General features: G+C 47.2%; 26 protein-coding genes and 1 pseudogene. 25 read left to right on the plus strand and 2 right to left on the minus strand.

From position 1 onward, the window contains the following. Positions 1–5: 5 nt before the first annotated feature. The 16 genes and pseudogenes from tsaE (at position 6) to HI950_RS27145 (ending at position 12,188) form a co-directional block, all read left to right on the plus strand. A complete protein-coding gene (gene tsaE / locus HI950_RS27085) occupies positions 6–494 on the plus strand; it encodes a tRNA (adenosine(37)-N6)-threonylcarbamoyltransferase complex ATPase subunit type 1 TsaE (protein ID WP_169087246.1) in 489 nt (162 codons plus the stop codon). Further along, positions 491–1,297 carry a tRNA (adenosine(37)-N6)-threonylcarbamoyltransferase complex dimerization subunit type 1 TsaB gene (tsaB, locus tag HI950_RS27090; RefSeq protein WP_169087248.1) on the plus strand — a complete coding sequence of 269 codons (807 nt, stop codon included), beginning with the start codon at positions 491–493 and terminating at the stop codon, positions 1,295–1,297. The genes tsaE and tsaB overlap by 4 nt, the downstream gene beginning before the upstream one ends. Continuing rightward, the gene (gene rimI / locus HI950_RS27095) at positions 1,294–1,782 is read left to right on the plus strand and encodes a ribosomal protein S18-alanine N-acetyltransferase (protein WP_169087249.1); all 489 of its coding nucleotides are present in this window, start codon (positions 1,294–1,296) and stop codon (positions 1,780–1,782) included. Before tsaB ends, rimI begins: the two co-directional genes overlap by 4 nt. A 2-nt stretch (positions 1,783–1,784) precedes the next feature. Continuing rightward, entirely contained in the window at positions 1,785–2,843 is a 1,059-nt protein-coding gene (tsaD, locus tag HI950_RS27100; RefSeq protein ID WP_317618456.1) for a tRNA (adenosine(37)-N6)-threonylcarbamoyltransferase complex transferase subunit TsaD, read from the plus strand. A gap of 52 nt (positions 2,844–2,895) precedes the next feature. Further along, entirely contained in the window at positions 2,896–3,027 is a 132-nt protein-coding gene (locus HI950_RS36480; RefSeq protein WP_262985725.1) for a hypothetical protein, read from the plus strand. Positions 3,028–3,057: 30 nt separating this feature from the next. Continuing rightward, positions 3,058–3,180 (plus strand): hypothetical protein, encoded by a 123-nt coding sequence (locus HI950_RS36485; protein ID WP_262985726.1) that lies wholly within the window; start codon positions 3,058–3,060, stop codon positions 3,178–3,180. Positions 3,181–3,511: 331 nt separating this feature from the next. Continuing rightward, positions 3,512–3,754: a hypothetical protein gene (locus HI950_RS27105; RefSeq protein ID WP_169087253.1), complete on the plus strand. Its 243-nt coding sequence runs from the start codon at positions 3,512–3,514 to the stop codon at positions 3,752–3,754. Between the two features lie 104 nt (positions 3,755–3,858). Continuing rightward, on the plus strand, positions 3,859–5,436 hold the full coding sequence (locus HI950_RS27110) for a 2-isopropylmalate synthase (RefSeq protein ID WP_223285526.1): 1,578 nt from the start codon (positions 3,859–3,861) through the stop codon (positions 5,434–5,436). A 34-nt stretch (positions 5,437–5,470) separates the two neighbouring features. Then, entirely contained in the window at positions 5,471–6,283 is an 813-nt protein-coding gene (locus HI950_RS27115) for a class I SAM-dependent methyltransferase (RefSeq protein WP_169087438.1), read from the plus strand. 538 nt (positions 6,284–6,821) lie between these two features. Beyond that, positions 6,822–7,565, plus strand: coding sequence for an ABC transporter ATP-binding protein (locus HI950_RS27120; protein ID WP_169087255.1), 744 nt, complete (start codon positions 6,822–6,824; stop codon positions 7,563–7,565). 62 nt (positions 7,566–7,627) lie between these two features. Then, positions 7,628–7,858 carry a hypothetical protein gene (locus tag HI950_RS27125; RefSeq protein WP_169087257.1) on the plus strand — a complete coding sequence of 77 codons (231 nt, stop codon included), beginning with the start codon at positions 7,628–7,630 and terminating at the stop codon, positions 7,856–7,858. 45 nt (positions 7,859–7,903) lie between these two features. Then, the gene (locus HI950_RS27130; RefSeq protein WP_169087259.1) at positions 7,904–8,833 is read left to right on the plus strand and encodes a polyprenyl synthetase family protein; all 930 of its coding nucleotides are present in this window, start codon (positions 7,904–7,906) and stop codon (positions 8,831–8,833) included. Between the two features lie 127 nt (positions 8,834–8,960). Next, positions 8,961–9,131 carry a competence pheromone ComX gene (locus tag HI950_RS27135; RefSeq protein WP_169087261.1) on the plus strand — a complete coding sequence of 57 codons (171 nt, stop codon included), beginning with the start codon at positions 8,961–8,963 and terminating at the stop codon, positions 9,129–9,131. A gap of 32 nt (positions 9,132–9,163) precedes the next feature. Further along, positions 9,164–9,427, plus strand: a pseudogene (locus tag HI950_RS37105) (PDZ domain-containing protein); the annotation flags it as partial. A gap of 168 nt (positions 9,428–9,595) precedes the next feature. After that, positions 9,596–11,560, plus strand: a complete 1,965-nt coding sequence (locus HI950_RS36810) for an ATP-binding protein (RefSeq protein WP_317618457.1) — start codon at positions 9,596–9,598, stop codon at positions 11,558–11,560. Further along, positions 11,538–12,188: a response regulator gene (locus HI950_RS27145; protein ID WP_169087265.1), complete on the plus strand. Its 651-nt coding sequence runs from the start codon at positions 11,538–11,540 to the stop codon at positions 12,186–12,188. Before HI950_RS36810 ends, HI950_RS27145 begins: the two co-directional genes overlap by 23 nt. A 121-nt stretch (positions 12,189–12,309) precedes the next feature. Here HI950_RS27145 and HI950_RS27150 read toward each other — a convergent pair whose 3' ends face one another. Next, positions 12,310–13,245 carry a phosphotransferase family protein gene (locus HI950_RS27150; RefSeq protein ID WP_169087267.1) on the minus strand — a complete coding sequence of 312 codons (936 nt, stop codon included), beginning with the start codon at positions 13,243–13,245 and terminating at the stop codon, positions 12,310–12,312. Between the two features lie 51 nt (positions 13,246–13,296). Continuing rightward, positions 13,297–15,231, minus strand: a complete 1,935-nt coding sequence (locus HI950_RS27155; protein WP_169087269.1) for an ABC-F family ATP-binding cassette domain-containing protein — start codon at positions 15,229–15,231, stop codon at positions 13,297–13,299. A 153-nt stretch (positions 15,232–15,384) separates the two neighbouring features. On the opposite strand from HI950_RS27155, the gene HI950_RS27160 reads away from it, so the two are divergent. The 9 genes from HI950_RS27160 (at position 15,385) to HI950_RS27200 (ending at position 23,284) form a co-directional block, all read left to right on the plus strand. Further along, a complete protein-coding gene (locus tag HI950_RS27160; RefSeq protein ID WP_223285527.1) occupies positions 15,385–15,996 on the plus strand; it encodes a 5-formyltetrahydrofolate cyclo-ligase in 612 nt (203 codons plus the stop codon). A gap of 85 nt (positions 15,997–16,081) precedes the next feature. Beyond that, positions 16,082–16,561, plus strand: coding sequence for a cyclic pyranopterin monophosphate synthase MoaC (gene moaC, locus HI950_RS27165; RefSeq protein WP_169087271.1), 480 nt, complete (start codon positions 16,082–16,084; stop codon positions 16,559–16,561). Positions 16,562–16,588: 27 nt separating this feature from the next. Next, positions 16,589–17,083 (plus strand): MogA/MoaB family molybdenum cofactor biosynthesis protein, encoded by a 495-nt coding sequence (locus tag HI950_RS27170; protein ID WP_169087273.1) that lies wholly within the window; start codon positions 16,589–16,591, stop codon positions 17,081–17,083. Then, positions 17,080–18,135 carry a molybdopterin-binding protein gene (locus HI950_RS27175; protein ID WP_169087275.1) on the plus strand — a complete coding sequence of 352 codons (1,056 nt, stop codon included), beginning with the start codon at positions 17,080–17,082 and terminating at the stop codon, positions 18,133–18,135. The genes HI950_RS27170 and HI950_RS27175 overlap by 4 nt, the downstream gene beginning before the upstream one ends. A 54-nt stretch (positions 18,136–18,189) precedes the next feature. Further along, on the plus strand, positions 18,190–18,423 hold the full coding sequence (tatA, locus tag HI950_RS27180) for a twin-arginine translocase TatA/TatE family subunit (RefSeq protein WP_169087277.1): 234 nt from the start codon (positions 18,190–18,192) through the stop codon (positions 18,421–18,423). Positions 18,424–18,553: 130 nt separating this feature from the next. Then, entirely contained in the window at positions 18,554–19,306 is a 753-nt protein-coding gene (gene tatC, locus HI950_RS27185) for a twin-arginine translocase subunit TatC (RefSeq protein ID WP_169087442.1), read from the plus strand. A gap of 117 nt (positions 19,307–19,423) precedes the next feature. After that, entirely contained in the window at positions 19,424–20,590 is a 1,167-nt protein-coding gene (locus HI950_RS27190; RefSeq protein ID WP_169087279.1) for a YhgE/Pip domain-containing protein, read from the plus strand. Positions 20,591–20,663: 73 nt separating this feature from the next. After that, positions 20,664–21,254, plus strand: a complete 591-nt coding sequence (locus tag HI950_RS27195; protein WP_169087281.1) for a TetR/AcrR family transcriptional regulator — start codon at positions 20,664–20,666, stop codon at positions 21,252–21,254. Between the two features lie 188 nt (positions 21,255–21,442). Continuing rightward, on the plus strand, positions 21,443–23,284 hold the full coding sequence (locus tag HI950_RS27200; RefSeq protein ID WP_169087283.1) for a heparinase II/III family protein: 1,842 nt from the start codon (positions 21,443–21,445) through the stop codon (positions 23,282–23,284). Positions 23,285–23,302: the final 18 nt, after the last annotated feature.

Genomic DNA, 23,302 nt, shown 5'->3' on the forward strand with positions numbered 1-23,302 from the left:
AAAGCATGCAACAACAGGTAGGCGAGGCCACTTGGGTGGCACAATCAGAACAGGATACGATAGCTTTGGCTCGGCAGCTTGCTGCTATGGCAAATGCAGGCGCACTGCTTGCGCTGGACGGGGATCTTGGCGCTGGCAAAACGAGGTTTTCGCAAGCCTTTGCCGAAGCGATAGGCGTAAAGGGCATTGTGAACAGCCCGACATTTACGATTATTAAAGAATACGAAGGGGATAAGCTTCCCTTTTACCATATGGATGTGTACAGGCTTTCGCTGGAGGAAGCGGACGAGCTTGGTTTGGATGATTATTTTTATGGCGATGGCGTAACCATTGTGGAATGGGCAAGCTTGATTAAAGAGCTGCTGCCAGCCGAGCGTCTGGAGCTGTATATCGAGCATCTTGGCGATGAAGCGCGGCGCATTCAATTGACAGGCTACGGGCAACTGTACGCTGGCTGGTGCGAAGCTGTGAACGAGATAGGAGCGGGCAGATGAGATTGGATCAGAAGAATCAAGCGGGAGCGATTTTGGCAATAGACACGTCGACGGCATCGATGGCTGCGGCTATCGTTAGCGGAAATGACGTCCTTGCTGAAATTCAAACGTTAGCGGAAAGAAATCATTCGGTTCATGTGGTGACGCATATCAAGGATATGCTGCAAAATAGCGGCATTTCGGATACGGACATCGAAGCGATTGCTGTTGGCAATGGGCCGGGCTCTTACACGGGGATGCGCATTGCAGTATCGGTGGCAAAGACGCTTGCTTGGGTATGGAATAAGCCGCTTGTAGGCGTATCCAGCCTTGAGGCGCTTGCTTACGGAGCGTGGCATCATTCTTGGGATGCTGAAGCGGAAGCCATTGAGGGAGAACACTGGGTGCTCCCTATAATGGACGCTAGGCGCGGCCAAGTTTATTCATCGTGCTTTTCGATGACGAATAAGCATTGGAGCCGCTGGATGGATGATGGCGTACGGCTTATGAAAAGCTTTGTTGACCAAATGGAGCAGCGATTGGCCGCGCAGCCGGCGGGAGCTGTTCGAATCATCTCCTTGGTGGGGGATTTGTCGCTTCACGGGCAGGAAGCAGAGCGGCTGCAGGAAATCGGCGCTTCGGCAGGGGTAACCGTCCGGCTGCAGCCTTTTGTCCAAGAAGGAAGATGGATCGCATTGCTTGGACGTATGAGGCTGGAGGCAGGCCTGACGGAGAACCCGCATACTTTTATTCCTAACTACACGCAGCTAACCGAAGCTGAAGTCGTATGGAAGGCGAAGCAGGAAGGTGAAGCGAAGGTATGAATATCGACGTGAACAAGCTCATTTATCGCGCGATGACGATGGCTGACATTCCAGCAATAGTGGCGATTGAGCAGGAGGCGTTTTCGAGTCCTTGGACAACAGAGGCGTTCACGAATGAGCTGATGAACAACCTATTTGCCAGATATATGATTATGGAATTTGATGAACAAATTATCGGCTACGGCGGCATGTGGGTCATTATGGACGAGGCGCATGTAACGAATATTGCGGTAAGATCGGATTATCGCGGGCAAGGGCTGGGCAGCTGCTTGCTGATGGAGCTGCAGCGGACGGCAGTCTTTTTTGGCGCAGTCAAAATGACGCTCGAGGTTCGTCCTTCCAATGAAATCGCGCAGCGGCTTTATCGAAAATACGGCTTTGAGCCATCCGGCATTCGCCCGCGTTATTACTCGGATAACAATGAAGACGCGCTTATTATGTGGGCAGAGCTTGACCATGAGCAGCTGAAGACAGGGGAGCAATGAACGTGAGTCAGTCAGAGAGTGCAGCAAACGCCGAGCGGGCGAATGATATTATTTTGGCGATCGAAACAAGCTGCGATGAGACATCGGCAGCCGTTATTCGCGGCGGCAAACAAATTTTATCTAATGTGGTATCCAGTCAAATCGAGATTCACGAACGCTTCGGAGGCGTAGTGCCGGAGATTGCTTCACGCAAGCATGTAGAGTCGATCACACTGATTATAGAGCAGGCTGTTAAGGAATCGGGTCTCACGTTAAAGGACATGTCAGCCATTGCGGTGACGCAGGGACCGGGACTCGTGGGAGCCTTGCTCGTAGGTGTTGTAGCTGCCAAAAGCTTGTCCATGGCACTTGATATTCCGCTGATTGGCACGCATCATATCGCAGGGCATATTTATGCTAACGAGCTCGTGCATGACATTGTTTATCCTAGCATGGCGCTAGTCGTATCTGGCGGTCATACCGAACTGGTGCTGCTTCAGAGCGAGGGCGATTTTCGTGTCGTCGGCCGCACAAGAGATGATGCAGTCGGTGAGGCATATGACAAAGTTGCGCGTGCGCTTCACTTGCCGTACCCAGGCGGGCCGCATATTGATAAGCTTGCTGTGGAAGCGGAGGAATCGATTACGTTGCCTAGAGCTTGGCTTGAGGCGGACAGCTTCGATTTCAGCTTCAGCGGCTTGAAATCGGCGGTGCTTGCCGTTATTAACCAGACGCGAATGAAAGGGCTGGTCCTTAATGAACCTGCTTTGGCACGCGGCTTCCAAGAGTCAGTTACGGAGGTGCTCGTTACAAAAGCGCTCCGCGCTGTTCGCCAATTTGGCGCGAAGCAGCTGCTGCTATGCGGGGGCGTAGCCGCTAATAAGGGCCTCAGATCGGCGCTAACGGCTCGCTGCGAGTCAGAACGGGTGCCGCTGCTCATTCCGCCGAATTCGCTCTGTACGGATAATGCTGCCATGATCGGTGCGGCTGCTTATCTTAAGCTAAAGCATTCAGAATTTACCGGCCTTGATATGAAGGCGGATCCCGGCTTCTCGCTGGAGAGCTGGTCAGTGCACAGATGATTCTTTTTTCATTCCGAGTGCACTCGCTACAAAATTATAGGATGGCTTCATTATGCTGGGAAAAGTAATCTTCAAAAAATATTTGGATATGGAATTGACAGACTATTTTGAAGAGCATATAATAAGCAACAATACTTCAAACTTCAACCTCATACGTTACAAACGCAAGGAACAGGAACAGTAAAGCTTGTCCGGGAATGTCGGCAGGGTGGCAATGAATGAGCTTCATTCATCCATCGCTGAGATGCAGAGAGCTGCGGGATGGTGCAACGCAGTCGAAGGATGCTTGAAGCTCACCTGGGAGCGGAACAGTGGAAACGGTGGCGGCATTAGTTAAAATGCCAACAGCCATGCAGGTACATTGTTACGGTTAACCACCGTAATCGGGTGCATGTGAGTCAACATCCGGAGTTGGCCATATGCTTAAGTTGGGCGTCCCTGCTCGTTTGCGAACGTATGGGTGTCAACAAGGGTGGTACCGCGCGGGTCTTTCATAGCCTGTCGTCTCTTGATTCAAGAGACGACAGGCTTTTCTTGTTGTCTAGGAAGTGAAGTATGCAGCATGAATGCGATAAGGAACAAACAACATAGAGTGGAAACGCTATGAACAGGAGCAGTAGAACAATAGGCTGGCAAAGCGAATTTCGAGGTTCATTCATCGTACAGCGGTGATTCAATCGAAATCGCGCAGAGAGCTGCGGGGTGGTGCGACGCAGTCGAAGCTGAGGTTTGAATCTCGCCTGGGAGCGGAATGGTGGAATCAGGTTGTCATCGGACAAAATGTCTACACCATTACGGCTAGCCGCCGTCATCAGGCATTTAAGCGGGCTCAGATCCCCGCAGTAAGCAGCAGGCGTCCCATTTTTGCGACCGTCCTGCCCAAGCTTCTGCAGCAAGGACTGGCCAATTAGAGTGGTACCACGGCAGCGTAAAGCTCGTCGTCTCTTACAAGGAGACGTCGAGCTTTTTTTTGTACCCAAAAACAATCCAACCAACCTTTAGGAGGACTATAACCATGACAAACGAAATGAAAAAAATTCAAATTTTTGATACAACTTTGCGTGATGGCGAGCAATCGCCCGGTGCTTCCCTTGATCCGGAACGTAAAATCATTATTGCCCGCCAGCTTGGGAAACTTGGCATCGATGTCATTGAGCCCGGCTTCCCGGTATCCAGCCCAGGCGAGTTTGCAGCGGTACAGCAAATCTCACGCGAGCTGCAGCATGTGGAGATCGCTGGGTTCGCCAGAGCGGTAAAGGTGGATATTGACGCTGCAGTGAAAGCGACGCAGGATGCGGCGCGGAGACGACTTCACTTATTTATTTCCTCGTCGGACATTCATCTTAATCATCAACTGCGCAAATCAAGGGATGAGGTCGTCAAAATCGCCCGCGATATGGTTGCATACGGGAAACAATTTGTTGATGAGATTGAATTTTCAGCAATGGACTCCACAAGGTCAGGCAGAGATTTCGTCATTCAGCTTGTAGAGGCGGTTATTGCCGAAGGAGCAACGATCATCAACCTGCCGGATACGCTTGGATACGCCATGCCAGAGGAAATGAGCGAGCTGTTCCGCGCTGTGCGGCAGCAAGCGAGAGGCGGAGAGACGGTAAGATACAGCGCTCATTGCCATAATGACCTTGGCCTTGCGGTAGCCAATAGCATTGCGGCGATCCATGGTGGCGCTACACAAATTGAAGTAACGGTAAACGGAATCGGCGAGCGAGCAGGGAACTGCTCCTTGGAAGAGCTGGTTATGGCGATCGAAACGCGCAAGGACGCGATTCAAGCGGAAACCAACATTCAAATCGGAGAGATTTTTGAAACGTCGCGCATGGTTAGCCGGGCTATGCACTTTCCGATCGCATACAATAAGCCGATCGTCGGACGCAATGCCTTCCAGCATGAATCGGGCATTCATCAGGATGGCCTGCTAAAAAACCGCAATACGTATGAGATCATGGATCCGGAAGCGATGGGTATCCCGCGGAACATGATTATACTGGGCAAGCATTCCGGCCGCCATGCGATTAAGCACCGCCTTTCTGAATACGGCATCGACATGACGGATGCTCAGCTGCAGGATGTGTACGACAAATTCAAGGAAACGGCAGACGCGCAAAAGATCGTTACGGATGACGAGCTGATCCGTATTGCGGGCGAGCTTACACAGACGCAGCCAGATCCCTACGTGATGGTTGATCTGCATGTTCATGCCGGTACGCAGCGGTCGCGGACGGCAACGGTGACGATCCGTGAGAATGAATTTGGCACGGAGCAGTCTTATATAGCGATGGGAGCCGGTCCTTTAGAGGCGGTTATCCATGCGATTCAGCAAGCGATACCGGTAGCAGCCGAATTCGAGGATCTGGAGCTTCACTCTTTATCAACAGGCGAGGATGCCCATGGAGAAGCGGTTGTCAGCATTTTGCACATGCAGCAGCGTTTCCGCGGCACTTCTATCCACAAGGACATTGTTCTTGCCGCAGCGCAAGCCTACATCGCAGCTTGCAATCAGGCTGTTATGACGACGGGAAGCAGGCATGTTGAAGCTAGTGCAGCTGACATTAAAGCTAAAGCGGCTCAATGATTTTTAACTCAAGCCATTAAGGGAGTGGTTTATGATGAATAAAATCATTCAATACTACAACCAATTTGATGAATGGGGGCGTCTCGAGAGAGCGCCCCTTGAGTTTTTCGTAAATTGGCATTTTATTAGACGATTTCTGCCAGAGAGCGGACATGTGCTGGATAACGGCGCGGGACCTGGCAAATACGCAATGGAGCTTGCAAGAAGCGGCTACAACGTTACCTTAGCGGATTTGACGCCAAGGCTGGTGCAGCAGGCATGCGATAAGGCAGAGGAGCTTGGGCTTGCTGACCGTTTTAAAGGTTTTCATATTGCCGATGCCAGACGTTTAACCATGCTTCCAAATACCGAGTTCGATGCCTCTCTAATGATGGGGCCGTTGTATCATTTACAGCAGCAGGAGGAGCGTGATCAAGCTGTCAAGGAGCTACATCGCGTAACGCGGAGCGGCGGTTATGTGTTTGTGTCTTTTATGACGAGAATCAGACATTTGCTCACAGCGCTTGCACATCCGCAGAGCTGGAAGCCTACCGACAATATGGGAGAGATTTTAACCTTTATGGAAACCGGCATATTCAATCATTCGGATGAAGGCAGATTCACGGGCGTCTACTATCACTTAATAGATGATATTAATCCTTTTATGGAAGGGCACGGATTTGAAACGGTAAAATTAATCGGCTCCTCAAGTGTTGCCGGAGCTTTGACTCAGGAGCAATTCGAGTATTGGCAATCGCTAGGCGAGAGTGAATACACGAAATGTATGGAGCTAGTTTACGATTATGCAGATAACGTCCATTTGCTAGGATCCTCTACGCATTTGCTGTACATCGGTAGAAGAAAATAACAACAACTATTTGCCAAATTCAGTGTTGTGCACAAAGTTATCCACAATAGGGTGCCTTTTTGTGCATAAGGTTGTGAAAAGCTTGAAAACACTGGATTTACTCAAGCTTCATATTGTGTGCGAAAAGGGGATAGTTTTTTCATGCTTTAGTTGTGGATAATGTGAATAACATGGATAAACAATAGGAAACGTGTGAGTATATACCTATGAAACGACGAAAACCGCGAAAATACTACCATATTGCCTACTTATTATCGACAGAATTAACTAACAATTTATACAGAGTTGTTGATATCTTTGTGGATAAATAAAATTAGATGATTTTAGGTAATTTGGAACGATGTGTTTCTATTTCCTGTTGGCTGCGCTTACATTGCGGTCGCGCAAAATTTTTGCGTGAATTACTAGTCATGTTTTCGGTGAAAATGTTGGCGGTATGCGTTATCGTGAAACTATGAAGCATACCTTAAAACATATATCTCACCGTATAACGAATAACTCACGCAAAGTTTAAGTGTGAATGGAGGTTAACCAAGGAATGGAAAAGGAAACGATCATTCAGGTAAGTTCGGTCAGCAAGTACTATGGTGCGAATAAGGCAGTGGATCGGGTATCCTTCAAAGTAAATGAAGGAGAGATTTTCGGAATTATCGGTACGCACGGTGCAGGAAAAACGACGCTGCTCGAAATGCTAATGGGTATTCGTATGCCAGACCAAGGAAGCATCCGCATATACGGCCACGATGTGGTTCATGATGCAGAACGGTTGAAAGAAGATATCGGGATACATTTGCAAAGCACGTCCTTGGTCGATAAGATGAATGTCCGCGAAGCGATGGAGCTTTTTCAAGGCTTCTACAAACGGAAAAATGATTTGGACCGCATCATTGAACAATTTGGACTTAGCCCCTATTCGGATAAATTAGTTAAGCGCCTCTCTGGTGGCTGGAGACAACGCACGGCACTAGCCATTGCATTAGTAAATGATCCCAAAATTATATTTTTGGATGAACCAACAACGGGTTTGGACCCGCAAGCAAAAAAAGAATATTGGACGCTTCTTAAGCTGCTCAAGCAACAGGGGAAAACAATCGTTGTTGCTTCTCATGACATGGAGGAAATTCAAAGAAACTGCAATCGCGTTTGCGTTATGCGAAAAGGTGAGTTTATTACATGCGACAATCCCTCGTCCCTTATCGCACAGCTGCCAGGCGGCGGCATGACGATGGAAGCTGTATATATGCATCACGCAGTTGAACTGAATGGGAGTGTCAGCGTATAAATTCAAAGATGAAGTAAAAGACTTCGCGTGGATATGTTTACATCAAGGAGGGCTTTTTAGAAATGGATCATCGCGATCGCATCAAAAGTCCGTCAGTCGAGCGCAGGGAATTACTTGAATTAAGAATGGAGATGATTGCAACCTTAATAAATCAAATGAGTGAGGGGGGAAATAAGGAAGAGGATATTCCAACGAAAAAAAAGCGCAAATGGTTCAGCGACTGCAACGGCATATTTAAAAATCGTTCATTAGCTCATTTTGTTACTATGGTACACCGTATGTTTACATTATAATTTCATAGTATAATAGAATGATCTTGAATTGGCGGAGGTTCGCTTGTGAACGATTGTATTCCACTCATTGGTCAACAAATGCATAGGATGGTTCGGCGGTTTTTTACTGCTGAGCCTCTTGCACGATTTGCTGAGCTTTTTATTGAAGACAAGCTGGCTGAAACGATTCGATTTGGACAGCTGACCGTCATTCACTATCGCATGTTTGGCGGTAATGGCCATGAAGTGTACGAGGCTGCAGCGGCTGTAGAGCTGTTTATTTTGGCATCGGATATTTTGGATGATTTGCAGGACCAGGATGCCCCGCATAAGCCATGGATGCAGGCTCCGCAGCCTATAGCGATTCATGTCGCCTCGGCTCTACTCACGTTGTCACAGCAAGCGATGCTGAGCTGCGCGACGAACGATGAGATGAGATTGGCGCTTATGGAAATGATGAATAGGTTGCTGCTTCAGTCCGCTAATGGCCAAATGCTCGACATTATGAATGATATTGTGGACGAGCATTCTTATTTGGACATGGTTAAGCAAAAATCAGCGACATTGCTGCAGCTCGCTTGTATGGCAGGCGTTATGCTTGCTGGACAGCCCTGGAATAGCATTGTAGCGGAATATGCGATTGAGATTGGCGTAGCGGCACAAATTCAGAATGATCTTCGGGATTTGCTGAGATGGGATGATAAGAGCGATTTCCTTCAGCGCAAGCGTACGCTGCTTACGCTCTATTTAATAGAGAGCGAATCAGACGAGGATCGTTGGATTAAGGATTATTTCGAGAATCGGCTTTCTATAGAGGAAGTAGTCATGAAGCGTGAGATTTTTCTCGAAACATGCGAAAGAACCGGAACTATACTGTATGGCTCAGTCATGAGCCGGATGCACTACAATCGATTTGAAGAGTTAGTAGACACTATTCAGGAGATAGGTCCTTGGAAATCGACATTTTTACATATTTTAAACCAAAAAATTGCATAATAACAAACCACGCAAAAGCCATTTCGGTAAATACGAATCATTTTTGCGTTTATTGTCGATTCTATTCCTGTTATAGTAGAGAAGTAGTATAAATATAAAATATTAGTAGAGAATCGGAGGAGTTAAAATGTTAAAAGAAGCGATTCGTCAGTTGGTAAGCAGCACTGAAAAAATGTCTATGGCTATGGGTGGACAATTGCAAGTTGCAGGTGTCTCTGCTGCAGAACAACAAGCTCTTCTTGGTGAACTTAAGAACAAAAACGAAAAAAACAGCGGATACGCATACATGTGGGGCTAAAAATTTGATATGTTTGAGGGGAAGAGGACAACATGAAACCTACATTCTTTAGTCGCATTATTGCAATCCTCTTCCTGGCAGTACTCCTCTCGTCGGTCGTTTACTTAACTTCGGTTATAGCTACAATTCCGTCAATTGGGGCTATTCTGATTAATGATCCAAATGATCATTATATCGTTAAATCGATAGAACCAGCGGGTCAGGCAGAGGTAAAGGGAATTAGGGTCGGTGACCGAATCTTAGAGGTAGACGGCAGACCAGTCGAGGATTTTCGTAATGTAAAAAAATACAATTCAATTGAATATGCGGATAACGTGCTTCTTTTACATAAAGATAGTACCCGACAACTTATATATTTTCCAAAAGGCTGGACAGGCGAACATTCACTGTGGGAACTGTTAATTCAGTTATATATCCCAGGAATATCGCTTATTATTTTCTGTGCATTTTCAGGATTTTTATATGTGAAGCGAAAAAATGATAAAGCTGCAATTATGCTTATATTATTTTTTATTTCCATAGGTATTAGCTACTATAGCTCAGCGGCTTCTTATCGAAGCGATCCCGTTGGAACGTCCATTTTGTATCTTGTTATGCCAATTATCCCGTTGTTGTTTATGAGCTTCATGAGCATTTATTTGGAAAGATTTGACGTCCGTTTTATTAGCAAGAGGTTCTTGCGATTGCTATTCGCCATTGTTGGAATTGTGGGCGTTACTAGCATACTTTATTTTTGGACGGATTTATTTACTATTCAACTTTATATCTATATTAAGATGGCCTTTAGCGGTATTTTGCTGATAGGCAATTTGGTTTGCGTATTTATGCTTATACGCAAATTTATCAAGCATCGGAACACAAAATTACATTCACTATTTACAATAACGTTAATTTCGCATTTAGTTGCGTTTACGCCATTTGCAACAATGAACTTACTTCCTCAAATATTCGGACTAAATCAGATTTTTCCTGCTGCGTTTACAGCACTTTTCTTATTCGTTTTGCCTATCGTGTATTTCTATCTTTCAACATCGAATCAATTGTTCGACATTGATTTTATATTAACAAGATTTAAATATTACACTGCGCTGGCCATTTTCCCATCTATCATCGTGACGGCGCTAGTGGCGATATTAATACTAGGAGAGAATAATCCGTCATGGACCGTATGGTTTGGCGTATTTTTTGTCATCTACATCGGTATGACGTTATTTCTATATGCGAAGGAACAAATTGACCAACGTTTCAGACCAAAGCTCTTCAAAGCGATGTACAGCTATCAAGACAGCCTTGACCGGTTCTCACGCAAGGTTGCCAGAGTAATGAAGCAAGCCGATTTGGAAGCGGTTTTGATGCAAGAAATTTCAGACCTGCTGCCGGTAAAACGAATTACTTTTATGATTGTGGAGCAATCGGAGAATACCGTATATCCGATGGGGGAGCACCCGGAGGAGCTCATCACTGCAGAGTTTTTGCTTGGGACGGTAAATTCCCTTCAAGTTGGCGAATTAATCGAGCTGCCTTACGGCTTAGGTCTTGTTATAGGCAGACAGCGGTCAAGACACCATATCTTATGGATTGGGATGAAAACGAATCACACCCGTTTTAACTCGGACGAGCTGCGTTGGCTAAAGACGATGTCCAGCTACGCGAGCATCGTATTTGAGAACTTGTATTTAATTGAGGGATTGATAGAGGATCTGGAGTCTGAGGTTCGCAAAGAGCATTCTACCTCTCCATGGGTGCTTCGTTTACTTTTCTGCCTATCTGAGAATGAGAGAAGGAAGCTTGCCGCGGATTTGCATGACTCTGCGCTTCAGGATCAGCTTCTATGGTACCGAAAGCTTGAGACCATTATGATGGACTATCCGATATCTGATAATTTGGGGCGCGAGCTGGAGGACATTAAAGAGGGTCTGCTCGATGTAATCCATCAGATTCGCGAGACCTGCAATGAGCTGCGGCCGCCGCTTCTAAAAGAGATGGGCGTTGTTGAGGCTGTTGAATCGATCATTGAGCATACGCAAATGCGCGTAAACTTTGCTGTTGATTTCCGTGCGAATACATTCTGCCGTCCACTGAACGAGGAACAAATTACGGCCATTTATCGTATCGTGCAGGAATTGCTGCGCAATGCGGACAAGCATTCACAGGCTAAACTAGTAATTCTCGAGCTCGAGCAACGTAAAGGAACGATATATTTCCGATATCAGGACGATGGTATTGGGATGGATGTCAATCAAATGATTGTTTCTTTTGAGCATATGGGCTTGTCGGGTATTAAAGAGCGGGTGACAGGTCTAGAAGGTGACATCTCATTTTATTCGGAAGGCGGTAACGGCCTAGAGGTTGTTATTTTGTTGCCAGAAGACATGACAACCGGCAGATCGGAGAGGGGAATATTGCGTGATTCGTATCTTATTAGTTGATGATCATCCTTCCGTCGGGGAAGGGACAAAAAACATGATTGAGCAAGATGGTGAAATGTCGGTTTCGGTTGTTCTCTCAGCTATTGAAGCACTGGATATCGTGCAGATTGAGCATTTTGATCTGATTTTATGCGACTTGAATATGCCTGGCATTAGCGGATTGGAATTGACAAAGCGTCTAATTCAGCAGGATCCCGAACGCAAGGTCATTATTTATTCCGGTTATGAGATTGGATCACATTTTAATTTGCTTATTGAGTCGGGAGTTTCCGGCTTTATATCCAAGACAGTATCCAGAGAGCAGCTGCACAACGCTATACGCAGCGCGATGAGAGGCGATACCGTTATTCCGATTTCACTGTTAAAGCAGCTTAGACGTCATGAGGTTACCATTGGTCGTTCAGAAGTGACGATCGAGGATGTATCCATCAACGAAAAAGAACAAACGATTTTGCATGAGGTTGCAACGGGAATTAGCAACAAAGAGCTTGCAGCGATGCTCCATGTAAGCCAGCGAAATGTGGAATATCAGTTGTCGCGAATTTTCGATAAGCTAAATGTTCGTTCTCGCTCGGAAGCGATTAAAGAGGCGCAGCGCTTAGGTTTAATTAGCTTAGAGCAATATTAGATTCAAAATCGTTCCGTTGTTTATGAAATTAACCATTTATCGGATAAATAATAAACGGCAGATTAAGGAGCAATCCTTGATCTGCCGTTTTGTATGTGAGTTTGTCGCCTTTTAGGTTTTGCTAATGGTTAGTGGCTCTTTCTAGTAAGCTGAGCATGTATTTATCCAACCGCTCAACCATTAATGCATCGGTTAGTCCGGTTACTCCAAATGCCGGCCAGCCAGCATATACGGTAGGTGGTCCGAACAAAATATCGATCAAAGCTATAAGATCCCAATAGGGCTCATATTGAAAGGAAGGGTCGGCATGCTTCTTATAGGCGTTCAAAAATGCATCAGCAGTCTCAATATCGTACAGCTGGGCTAAATTTAATCGACAATGACCGATGTCTATGCCGGCAGGACCACGACATGCGTTAACCCAATCGACAACACCGCTCACTTTGCCCATTTCCCATAATACATTTGTCGGATGATAATCCCGATGAATAAATGTGTGCTTTACCTTTGGCTGAGGACCTCTTACAATCGCAATAACCTTGTCCCAAGAATCTGTAAAGGAGGACCAGGAAGGAGCCTGCAAGGAAGAAATGTCGTTATACGTAAAATAGGTCCATGGAAAGTGGTCGGCTTCAACCTTATGAATCTGTGCGAGAGCTTCCGCTAAACCATTGAGCCAACTCTCCATACTAGGCGGCTGCAGTTCAACGGTACCAGACAGCTGCGTCATCAGTACAGCAGGTATTCCGCATTCGTCGCCAGTCTTGTCAAAAGCAAGGATCTGTGGTGTCGAAACACTCGCTAGCTCTGCCCAGCGCAAGCTTTCTGCCTCATGCATAGGCAAATCCGGTTCTTGGCGCAGCCAATCTTCGTTGTCGAATTGCCGTAAAACGACTTTTGTTTCGACGTCATTCACGTACAGCGCGATGCTATGGACGATAGAGGACATACCGCCTTGCAGCCGATGAATGGATTGAATGACAGCTTGCGGGTGTACAGCATGGGTTACCCATTGCAGCAAACGAGCAGAAAGCTCATGATTAGAATCTGCGGACATCGAATTTGCCTCCATTCTCGCTTTAACTTTCGATCTCGCAAAGGAAATCCTTTACATATATTGCTCCCATTCCTCATAAGCGGTCGATAATGTGGTTTTTCGAGCTTCAATGGCTGCTTGGATTTCTTGAATTCGGATATAATCATTAAAAATCGCAGGATCAGCAAGCTGCTCCTCAAGCTCGGTAATTTGCTCCTCAAGAGAGGCGATTTCCTGCTCCAACTGCTCGAGCTTGCGCTGCTTTGCGCGCTCCTCCCGTTTCGCTTGCTTGTCAGCCTCGTAGGAACTGACAGGCGAATTGTCGGAAACAGCTGCAGATTTCGAGTTTGAAGCTTGTTTTGACAGCGCCTCAAGCCGTGCTTCCTCGATTTCATTTTTTTTCTCTATCATTTCGTCATAATTTCCTAGGAAATGATCCGTACCTGACGGTTTAAGTTCGACAATTCGTTCTGCCATCTTGTTCAGGAAGTAACGGTCATGTGAAATAAAGAGCAGGGTTCCTTCGTAATCAAGCAAAGCGGCTTCAAGCACTTCCTTGCTAAAGAGATCGAGATGGTTAGTAGGCTCGTCCAAAATAAGCACATTGGCGCTGGCAAGCATAAGCTTGGCAAGTGAAACACGTGCTTTCTCACCGCCGCTCAGCGATGAAATGCGTTTCAACACATCTTCGCCGCTAAACAAGAAGTTGCCGAGCACAGTGCGAATACGAGCTTCCTCCATATGGGCATAGCTGCCCCAAACCTCTTCTAGAACGGTGTTTTGGCCGTTCAGCCTCGTTTGCTCCTGATCGTAGTAGCCGAGCTTAACATGGGTTCCGAATCGAATCGAACCTGTAGTAGGTTCATTCTGACCGACGATCACCTTCAGCAGCGTAGATTTTCCAATACCGTTTGGACCAATCAATGCAACGGTCTCGCCACGAGTAAGCTGGAATGAGACATTTTGGAAGATTGGCGAGTCTTTGCCGGAAAAAGTAACGGAAACATCATTTACAGCGAGCACATCCTTGCCGGTCTGACGCTCGATTTCAAATGTAAAATGAGCCTTCTTCAGATCGCCTTGCGGCTTGTCGAGACGGTCCATTTTGTCTAAAGCTTTGCGCCTGCTTTGCGCTCGTTTGGTTGTCGAAGCACGCACAAGGTTGCGCTGAACGAATTGCTCCATACGCGAAATTTCATCCTGCTGCTTCTCAAACTGCTTCATATTGATTTCGTATTCGGCAGCTTTCAGCTCCATATAGCGACTATAGTTGCCGGTGTAACGCTTGGACGTATGACGCTCGATTTCAATAATCGTTTGGGCGAGCGCATCTAGAAAGTACCGGTCATGGGAAACGACTAGGATCGCTCCCGAATATCCGCGCAAATAGGATTCCAACCAGGTTAATGTCTCAATATCGAGATAGTTGGTAGGCTCATCAAGCATGAGTAATTCAGGCGCTTGGAGCAATATTCGAGCGAGTGCGAGCCGTGTCTTTTGGCCCCCGCTTAAGGTTGAGATTAACGTATCAGGCGGAAAGCTTCCAAAGCCCATCCCGTGAAGGACACTGTTAATACGCGTGTTGATTTCAAAGCCGCCTTGCTCGCGGTACCAGTCTGAGCGCTTGGCATACTTATCGAGCGTATCGGCATAACGCTTCTCATCTTCATGCAGCGCCGGATCTGCAATTTTGACCTCGAGCTCGCGAAGCTCTTGCTCTGCTTCGATTAAATGGGAAAATACGGCGCGCATTTCCGCTTCGATTGTCCGACTGGATTGCAAGCCGCTATTTTGAGCGAGGTAGCCGATTTTCGTTTCCTTCGCTTTATGGATCGCGCCAGAATCAGCGGACATTTCGCCGGCGATAATTTTTAGAAGCGTTGATTTGCCTGCGCCGTTAACGCCTACGAGACCTATTCGTTCCCGTTCCTGCACCTGCATAGAAATATTGGATAATACGACATTAACGCCGTAGCTCTTCGTTACGCTAGAAACTTGCAGCAGCATTTTGAAACCTCCAACAAAAAATTGTAAAGAACGAATGCTTTTACTACTCATTAGTGTACCATAAACGAGCGCTAACATTGGCGAAACTTGCACAACAGTGGTAAACTACTATTAATGAAAGAAAATGATGGGATGCAGAATAGGTGAGTGCTTTTGGCAGAGCGAAATCAACATGTCGATAAAGCTTATATACGCAATCAGATGGCTATAAAGCGTAACAGCCTGTCTTCGGAGCAGCGGAAATTATGGTCTGAGCAGGCATGCTCGAATGCGGAAAAATGGCTTGAGAAATACAAAGAAGCAGCTTTGATGGTTTATGTGCCATTTCGGAGCGAGCTTGATTTAGCCCATCTTATTGAATGGGGCTGGCGAACGGGCAGAAATGTAATCGCGCCAAGATGCGTCGCTTCCGATCGTTCGATGACGCTGCATTATTTGCGCAGCTGGGATGACCTTATGCCTGGTGCCTACGGCATCATGGAGCCGAACCCGGCTGTCACACTGCCGATCGATGATGGATATGTACCTGATATCGTATTGGTTCCGGGTCTCGCCTTTGACCGCAAAGGAGGACGTTTAGGCTATGGCGGCGGATATTATGACCGGTTTGCGGAAGCAGCAAATAGTCATAATCCCAATAATGCGACAAAAGCGTTATGGCTAGGCGTGTCGTTTGAGGCACAATTCATTGATGATGTTCCAACTGAGGAGCATGATCTCAAAATGGATGGATGGATTACGGAATCAGGCGTTTACATGCTTTAGAAAAAATAGAGTCAAGCAATAATAACGAAACGGCTTGCACCTTTACCAGGTGGAGCAGTCGTTTACGCTAGAGGGAGCGATAGAGGTGGAGCTGACGCATTTTAACGAACAGGGTCGGGCGCGGATGGTAGACATCTCTGATAAGGAAGTCACTTCTCGCACAGCGGTCGCCCAAACCAAAGTAACGATGAATCCGGACACATTAGCACAAATCAAGGCAGGCAAGATTGGGAAGGGCGACGTACTGGCAGTTGCTCAGGTTGCGGCAATTATGGCCGCCAAAAAAACAGCTGATTGGATACCAATGTGTCATCCACTCCCGCTCACTGGCATAAATGTAGTATTCAGCGATAATGGGACGGATGAGCTTTACATAGAAGGTACTGTCAAGACGACTGGAAAAACGGGTGTGGAAATGGAGGCGCTGACAGCAGTGTCAGCCGCCGCTTTAACGGTTTACGACATGTGCAAGGCGCTGCAAAAGGATATGGTAATTGGACCTACGCAGTTGGTTTCCAAAACGGGCGGCAAAAGCGGTGATTACCGAATTTCGTCAAACCCATGAGCGGACTAGGGATGGGAGGAATGGTAAATGCGGTGGAAGGTAGCAATATTAACAGCAAGCGATAAAGGCTCACGCGGGGAACGTGAAGATACAAGCGCACAAGTTATTCGTGAGTTGATTGAGGAAGAGCTTGGCGGAGAAATTGTCGATTATCGGATTGTTCCGGATGAGCAGGATGAAATTATGGCAGCTATCATAGAGATGACCGAGTATTTCCATGCTGATCTTGTGCTCACAACAGGCGGAACAGGCCTTGCCGAGCGCGATATTACGCCTGAAGCGACGCTGAAGGTCATTGACCGTGCTGTTCCTGGACTTGCGGAGGCGATGCGGATGGGAGCGCTCCAAAAGACGAGAAGAGCGATGCTCTCCAGAGGAGTATGCGGCATTCGCGGCAGCTCGCTAATCGTGAACTTGCCAGGAAGCCCAAAAGGAGTACACGAGAGCCTAATGGCGATTATGGATCAGTTGCCGCATGCGCTGGGCATTTTATCCGGACAGCTGGGAGAACACAGCTTATGAGCCAAAACCTAGGGCATGCAGAGGACGGAACAAAGCAGCTCGGCACAACGATACTTAGAGAAGTTTCCGTATATGATGCGATCGGTCTACGCCTTGCTCATGATTTGACGCGTATAATCCCAGGCCAATTCAAGGGTCGCTTATTCAAAAGAGGCCATGTCGTAGTGGAAGCCGATATTCCTAACCTCCTCGATATTGGCAAAGAGCATATTTATATTATGGAGCTTGGCGAGAACGAGCTTCATGAGGATGATGCAGCGATTCGAATGGCTGAAGCTTTATACGGGGATCAATTGATTCTATCGGAGCCGCATGAGGGCAAAGTAAGCATTAAATCGAATATGCTTGGCCTTGCTGTTATAGACAAAGGAATGGTTGATGCCGTTAATGAGCTAGGGGAAATTGCGCTGGCTACGATTAAGACAAACACGGTCGTCAAGACTGGACAACAGCTTGCGGCAACGAGAGCCATTCCGCTGGTGGTGTCGAAAGCGAAGGTCGAGACGGTAGAGCGGCTTGCTGCCGAATACCGAATGGCGAATGGTGGCGCTTCGCCGCTTAGCGTACGCCCCTTCCGAAAAATCCGCGCGGGATTGTTAACGACCGGAGGAGAAGTTTTTAATGGCAGAATCGAAGATAAATTTGGCCCGGCCGTAAGAAGCAAGCTGGAGGAGCTTGGTTCAGAGGTTGGGGAGCAGCGTTTTGCGCCAGATGATCGACAAACAATTGTCAAGGAAATACACTATTTGCTTGAGCAGCGGTATGATATGATACTAGTAACAGGCGGGATGTCGGTAGATCCCGACGATCGCACGCCAGGCGCGATTAAAGCCTCTGGGGCGGATATCGTAAGTTATGGAACTCCGATGCTGCCAGGGTCGATGCTGCTCATCGGATATTTGAACGGAGTGCCCATAATGGGCTTGCCGGGATGTGTCATGCATGATCCTTATACGTCATTCGATGTGCTTCTGCCTCGCATTCTGGCAGGCGATACAATCGTTCGTGAAGATATTGTGAGCATGGGATACGGCGGGCTGTATGGCTGCTAGTGTATAACGCTTACGAAGTAGTATTACTGCGTAAAGCTTTAAGGAGGTAACATCATGTCAGGAATAGGTGCAACGGGTATTATTTTGCTCGTCTTGGTAGCTTTGCTTCTGTTTGGACCGAACAAGCTGCCAGAGCTTGGACGCGCATTTGGACGGACGCTGCGCGAGTTTAAAGCAGGGGCAAAGGATATTATGGATGACGACGATCGCAAGGACAAGGATTCAAGCCGTGTTGAAGTGAATCGTTCGGAAAATATCGATAAAGACAATAAGCGGCTTCCGGACTAATCGGGCCCGCTTTTTTCTTGAAAAAAAGGTTGTAAACGCTAGGCGAAGGAGGTAAGTGCAGGTGGGATCGGAAGCAAACAACCACTCGGACCAAAAATCACGTAAAGCGCTTCTGCGCGAAGAAGGGCTTATGCCGCTTTTGGAGCATCTTGGCGAGCTGCGGAAACGACTCGTGTATGTGCTCATTATACTAACCTTAGGCTTAGTCGTTGGGCTAGTGCTCGCGCAGCCTACCTATAACTTTCTAATGAGCCAAAAGCCAGCCAATACGATTTCCTTACATACGTTCTCGCTTTGGGATGGGATCGGCATGTATATGAAATTTGCATTTGTGATCGCCTTGATTTTGGCTTTGCCTGTTATTGCCTATCAGCTATGGGCATTCGTAAAGCCTGCATTGCGAAAGAACGAGCAGCGTTCCACTTTAAAATATGTTCCTTTCGCGCTAATCATGTTTTTGATCGGATTGGCGTTTTCATACTTTGTTGTGTTTCCGCTTGCGTTTAACTTTACAAGAACGGTTTCTCAGCATTTAAACCTTGAGGAAACGTATGGCATCGCTCAATATTTTACGTTTATGTTTAACTTGTTGATTCCAATATCGCTCTTATTCGAATTGCCGCTAGTCATCATGTTTTTGACGGCTATTCGTTTGGTAAATCCGAAGCGGCTGCGAAAAATGCGTCGCCTTGCCTATTTCATCATGGTGCTTATCGGGGTTATGATCACGCCGCCAGATTTCATCTCAGATATTTTAGTGGCGATCCCGTTAATCATTTTATATGAAGTAAGTGTTTTTCTATCCGGAACGGTGCACAAAAAGCAGCTTGCGGCAGATGCCAAATGGGAAGCGGAATACGGAGAATCACCCAATCATGCTTAGAAGGAAGAAGAGAAAATTTCTCTTCTTCTTTTTTTGTTGACAAAACAAGCCTGCCTGCGCAATAATTAAACAATCGTTTAAAACAGTTGTTTAAATAGAGAGCGGGAGTGGATAAAGATGAAACAGGCACTGCAAGCATTTATGAAAAGGCCGACTACATGGGTAGGCATTATTACGGCACTCATGTTCCAAGTCATTTTCTCGGTTATATGGATGACGGGCTATAACGGCGTCACGGATCGTGTGGATCAATTGCGAATTGCGGTTGTGAATGAGGATCAGCAAATGGGCCAACGGATTTCAAGCGGATTAATTGAAAATTTGCCTTTTGACATGAAGAAGGCAGACAGTATTGACGAAGCTAAAAAGCAGCTTGATGAGCGAGAGCTTCAAATGGTTGTAGTCGTACCGGCAGATTTCTCGCAGAAGGCAGCGGCGGCGGACGGTACGGCTTCTATTCAATATTTTATCAATGAATCAAATCCTGCACTTATCAAAAGCATTATGAGCGGAGCAGCTGCTCAAATTACAGCAGAGGTTAACCGTCAGGCTGTTACAGGCGGCATTCAAGCGGTGCTTGGCAACATGAGCATGCCATCCGAGCAAGCAGCGGCAGCGGCTCAAGGATTGTCGCAGCGCGTTACGTCGGATATTCAGTCCACGAATGCGGTTAAAGGCATGAACAATCAGATGGTACCGATGATGATGGTGCTTGCCTCTTATGTGGGCGCCATGATTATGGGCATGAATTTCGAGCAATCCTCAATGGCAACGAGCGCTTCAGTTAGCAGATGGCGCCGATTCGCTGCAAGAAGCTCCATTAATGTTGCGGCTGCCGTTCTTGTATCTTTGGTAGGCTCGACCTTGCTTGCATCCTTTGGAGGCCAAATGGATCAAGGCTTCCTTCACATTTGGTTGTTCCAGCTGCTGTTCCTGCTAACCTTCATCTTCGTATCCCAAATGTTCCTATACTTGTTTGGGATGGCAGGCATGTTGTTTAATATTATTTTATTGTCTGCGCAGCTTGTTACTTCAGGCGCGATCGTACCGCGTGAATTATTGTCGGATTTCTACATCAAGCTGGGCGATCTCCTTCCGGCTACTTATGCGGTAGATGGAACGATGAATATATTGTTCGGTGGTCCGGCTGCAACGCCAGACGCAATGAAGCTCATCGTTATCGCGATTGTCGCGTTTGCTGTCAGCGTACTTGCAGTAGCGGTAAAGCGGCAAGCCGTTCTTCAGCAACAGCCTTCAGCGGTTATTGCCGGTCAGAGAAGGTAAAGCGAAGCTTGATCTTGCTGTTTGTCCATAAATACATCAAAATAGAAGAAATACGCTTTCATGGAGGACGATCATGACAACAGGAGACGCGGATATAAAAATCAGAATACTGTTAGCTGCCAAAAAGCTGTTTGCAAAGTACGGCTTTGAAAAAACGACCGTTCGGCAAATATGCGAGGAGGCAGGAGCTAACGTCGCGCTCGTGTCGTATCATTTTGGCGGGAAAGAAAATATGTTCGGTGCGTTATTCGAAACTTTTTTTCCCAATGATCAAATCGCCGAGATTGACCCCTCCCTTGATCCTGTGAAAGGCGTAAAGCTCATTATTCGCGAGGTAACGAGGTTTCGTTACAGCGACCAACAGCTCATCTGCATCATCCAGCAGGAAATCGTCATGAATACGGACCGCATTCAAAAAATCCGCAAGCATGTTATGCCGATGTGGAAGCTGCTTAGACACTGGCTAAAGCAAGGTGAACAACAGGGATTGTTCCAATTCCGCTCGCTAGATACCGCTTTGATGTCTATTGTCGGCACCTTGTTATTTCATAGACATACGGATTATTGGGCGATCTTGCTTGAGGAAGAGCATCCATTGTATGAGACGTTGAGCGAGGATTTGACTACATTTATTATGGGCGGCCTTCTTTATAAGGGAGAATAGCAAAAAGCAACAAATACCGTACGCGAGAAATTGCTGTGCGGTATTTTTTTATGAACAGCTAGCCTTCTATTATGCTGAAACTGTTGGTACAATCTATGGGGATGCAAAAAAAAGAATTCGCTTCCTGGTTTCTTGCAAACGTTTACGAAGGACATCAAGGAGCGCGGATTGAACAGGAGCGAATGAAGATGGATCGCAAGCTGATAAAGGAAGTTATGGATCGAAGCAGAAAGCGCGGGCTCACACTGCTTACACCAGAGAATGCATCTGATAAGCTTGCTGCACGATTGCTTGAGTCTGAGGGGAATAGGACGCTGTTAGAGGAGATTAAGGCAGAGGCTGATCTTTTTGCGCAGACGCCTGATCCTGAGCTTACGTACTCGCTCTTTCGCATATTCGGCGATTCGGGAGAGCGATTGACGTATGAGCGCGTTTATTTTGAACGGCGCAAAAGACTGAACGCGTTTGTTATCATGGCTCTGCTTGCGCTGGGCAATAAGGAATATGAAGCGGCCGCTTTTAATATCATTTGGTCGATATGCAATGAATTTACCTGGTGCTTGCCTGCCCACTATAACGCGGGAGCGGAGAAGCCGGACATCGATTTATTTGCTGCGGAAACGGGCTTTGCGTTAAGCGAGGTAAGCTTGCTGCTAGGCGATCGTCTGCCTGCTTTGCTGCGCGAGCGGATAGAAGCAGAGGTGGAGCATCGGATTTTTCGGCCTTTTTTGGAAAATGGCCCCTATGGCTGGGAGACGTCTGAGCACAATTGGTCTGCGGTATGCGCAGGCTCGATTGGCGCCGCGGCTCTCCATCTTATTGACGATTCAGAGCGCCTATCCGCTGTGCTGGAGCGGGTGCTCCGTTCGCTGGATTGTTATTTGAGCGGTTTCGGTGAGGATGGCGCATGTGCGGAAGGATACTTGTACTGGCAATATGGCTTCGGATACTTCGTCTATTTTGCCCAGCTCTTAAAGGCGGCGACAGACGGCAAAATCAATTTATTTGATTCGGGCAAGGTGAAGGAGATTGCGCTCTTTCAGCAGAAATGTTTTACAGGCGGCAGTACGGTCGTCAATTTCTCTGATTCACCCGCTTCAAGCGGTATTTTTATGGGGCTTAGCTGCTGCTTGCATGGCGAGTATGAGGAGGTGATCGTACCTGCTGCGAGTCTAAGAGCGGGCTATTCGGCAGATCACTGCGGCCGCTGGGCACCTGCGATTCGCAATTTGATATGGCTAAGAGATGAATGGATGGAGTCAGAGACTTCTGGCGGCAAATCGATTTGGCCTGCTGAGTCGTATTACTTGCCGGATGTGCAGTGGCTTCTGTCTAGGCATGTTGCGGAGGATGGCGGCAGCTATAGCTTTGCGGCAAAGGGCGGCCATAATGAGGAGCCGCACAACCATAATGATGTTGGTCATTTTATCATACATGCCGGTGGACAAGCTTATCTGGCTGATTTGGGCAGTGGCATGTATACGGCGCAATATTTTGGAGCGGAGCGTTACACGCTTTGGTGCAATGGCTCGCAAGGGCATTCAGTCCCGATTATCGATGGCACTCATCAGTTAAATGGGGCTGTGTACCGAGCAACGATATTGGAAGCGCATGCAAGCGATCAGCATGATGTGCTGGCGCTTGAATTAAGCGGGGTCTACGGACATGCCCAGCTTAAGCGGCTGGAGCGTCGTTTTTATTGGGATAAACAAGGGCTGCCGGCATTGACGCTGACCGATACGATCTTGATTGCAGCAAGCAGCGGGCAGGCAGAGCGGCTCGTTACAGAGCGCTTCATCACGTTTATTGCTCCAGAGCTAGCGGCGGAGGGCCGGATTCTGCTAAAAGGCAAGCGTCAAATGAGCGTAACTTACAACCATCACGTATGGGAGCCCATCGTGACTCCGCGAAGCGATATCGATCATTTTGGCCGTGAACGCTATTGGTTTACGCTTGATTTTAGGACATCGGTAGCTGCTGCTGCTGAAATGCCTGTGGCTGAGCAATTTATTTTTCAATTTGACTCATAAATGACTTATAAGCTTCGA

Source organism: Paenibacillus sp. PL91 (genome assembly GCF_012935325.2).
Lineage (GTDB): Bacteria > Bacillota > Bacilli > Paenibacillales > Paenibacillaceae > Pristimantibacillus.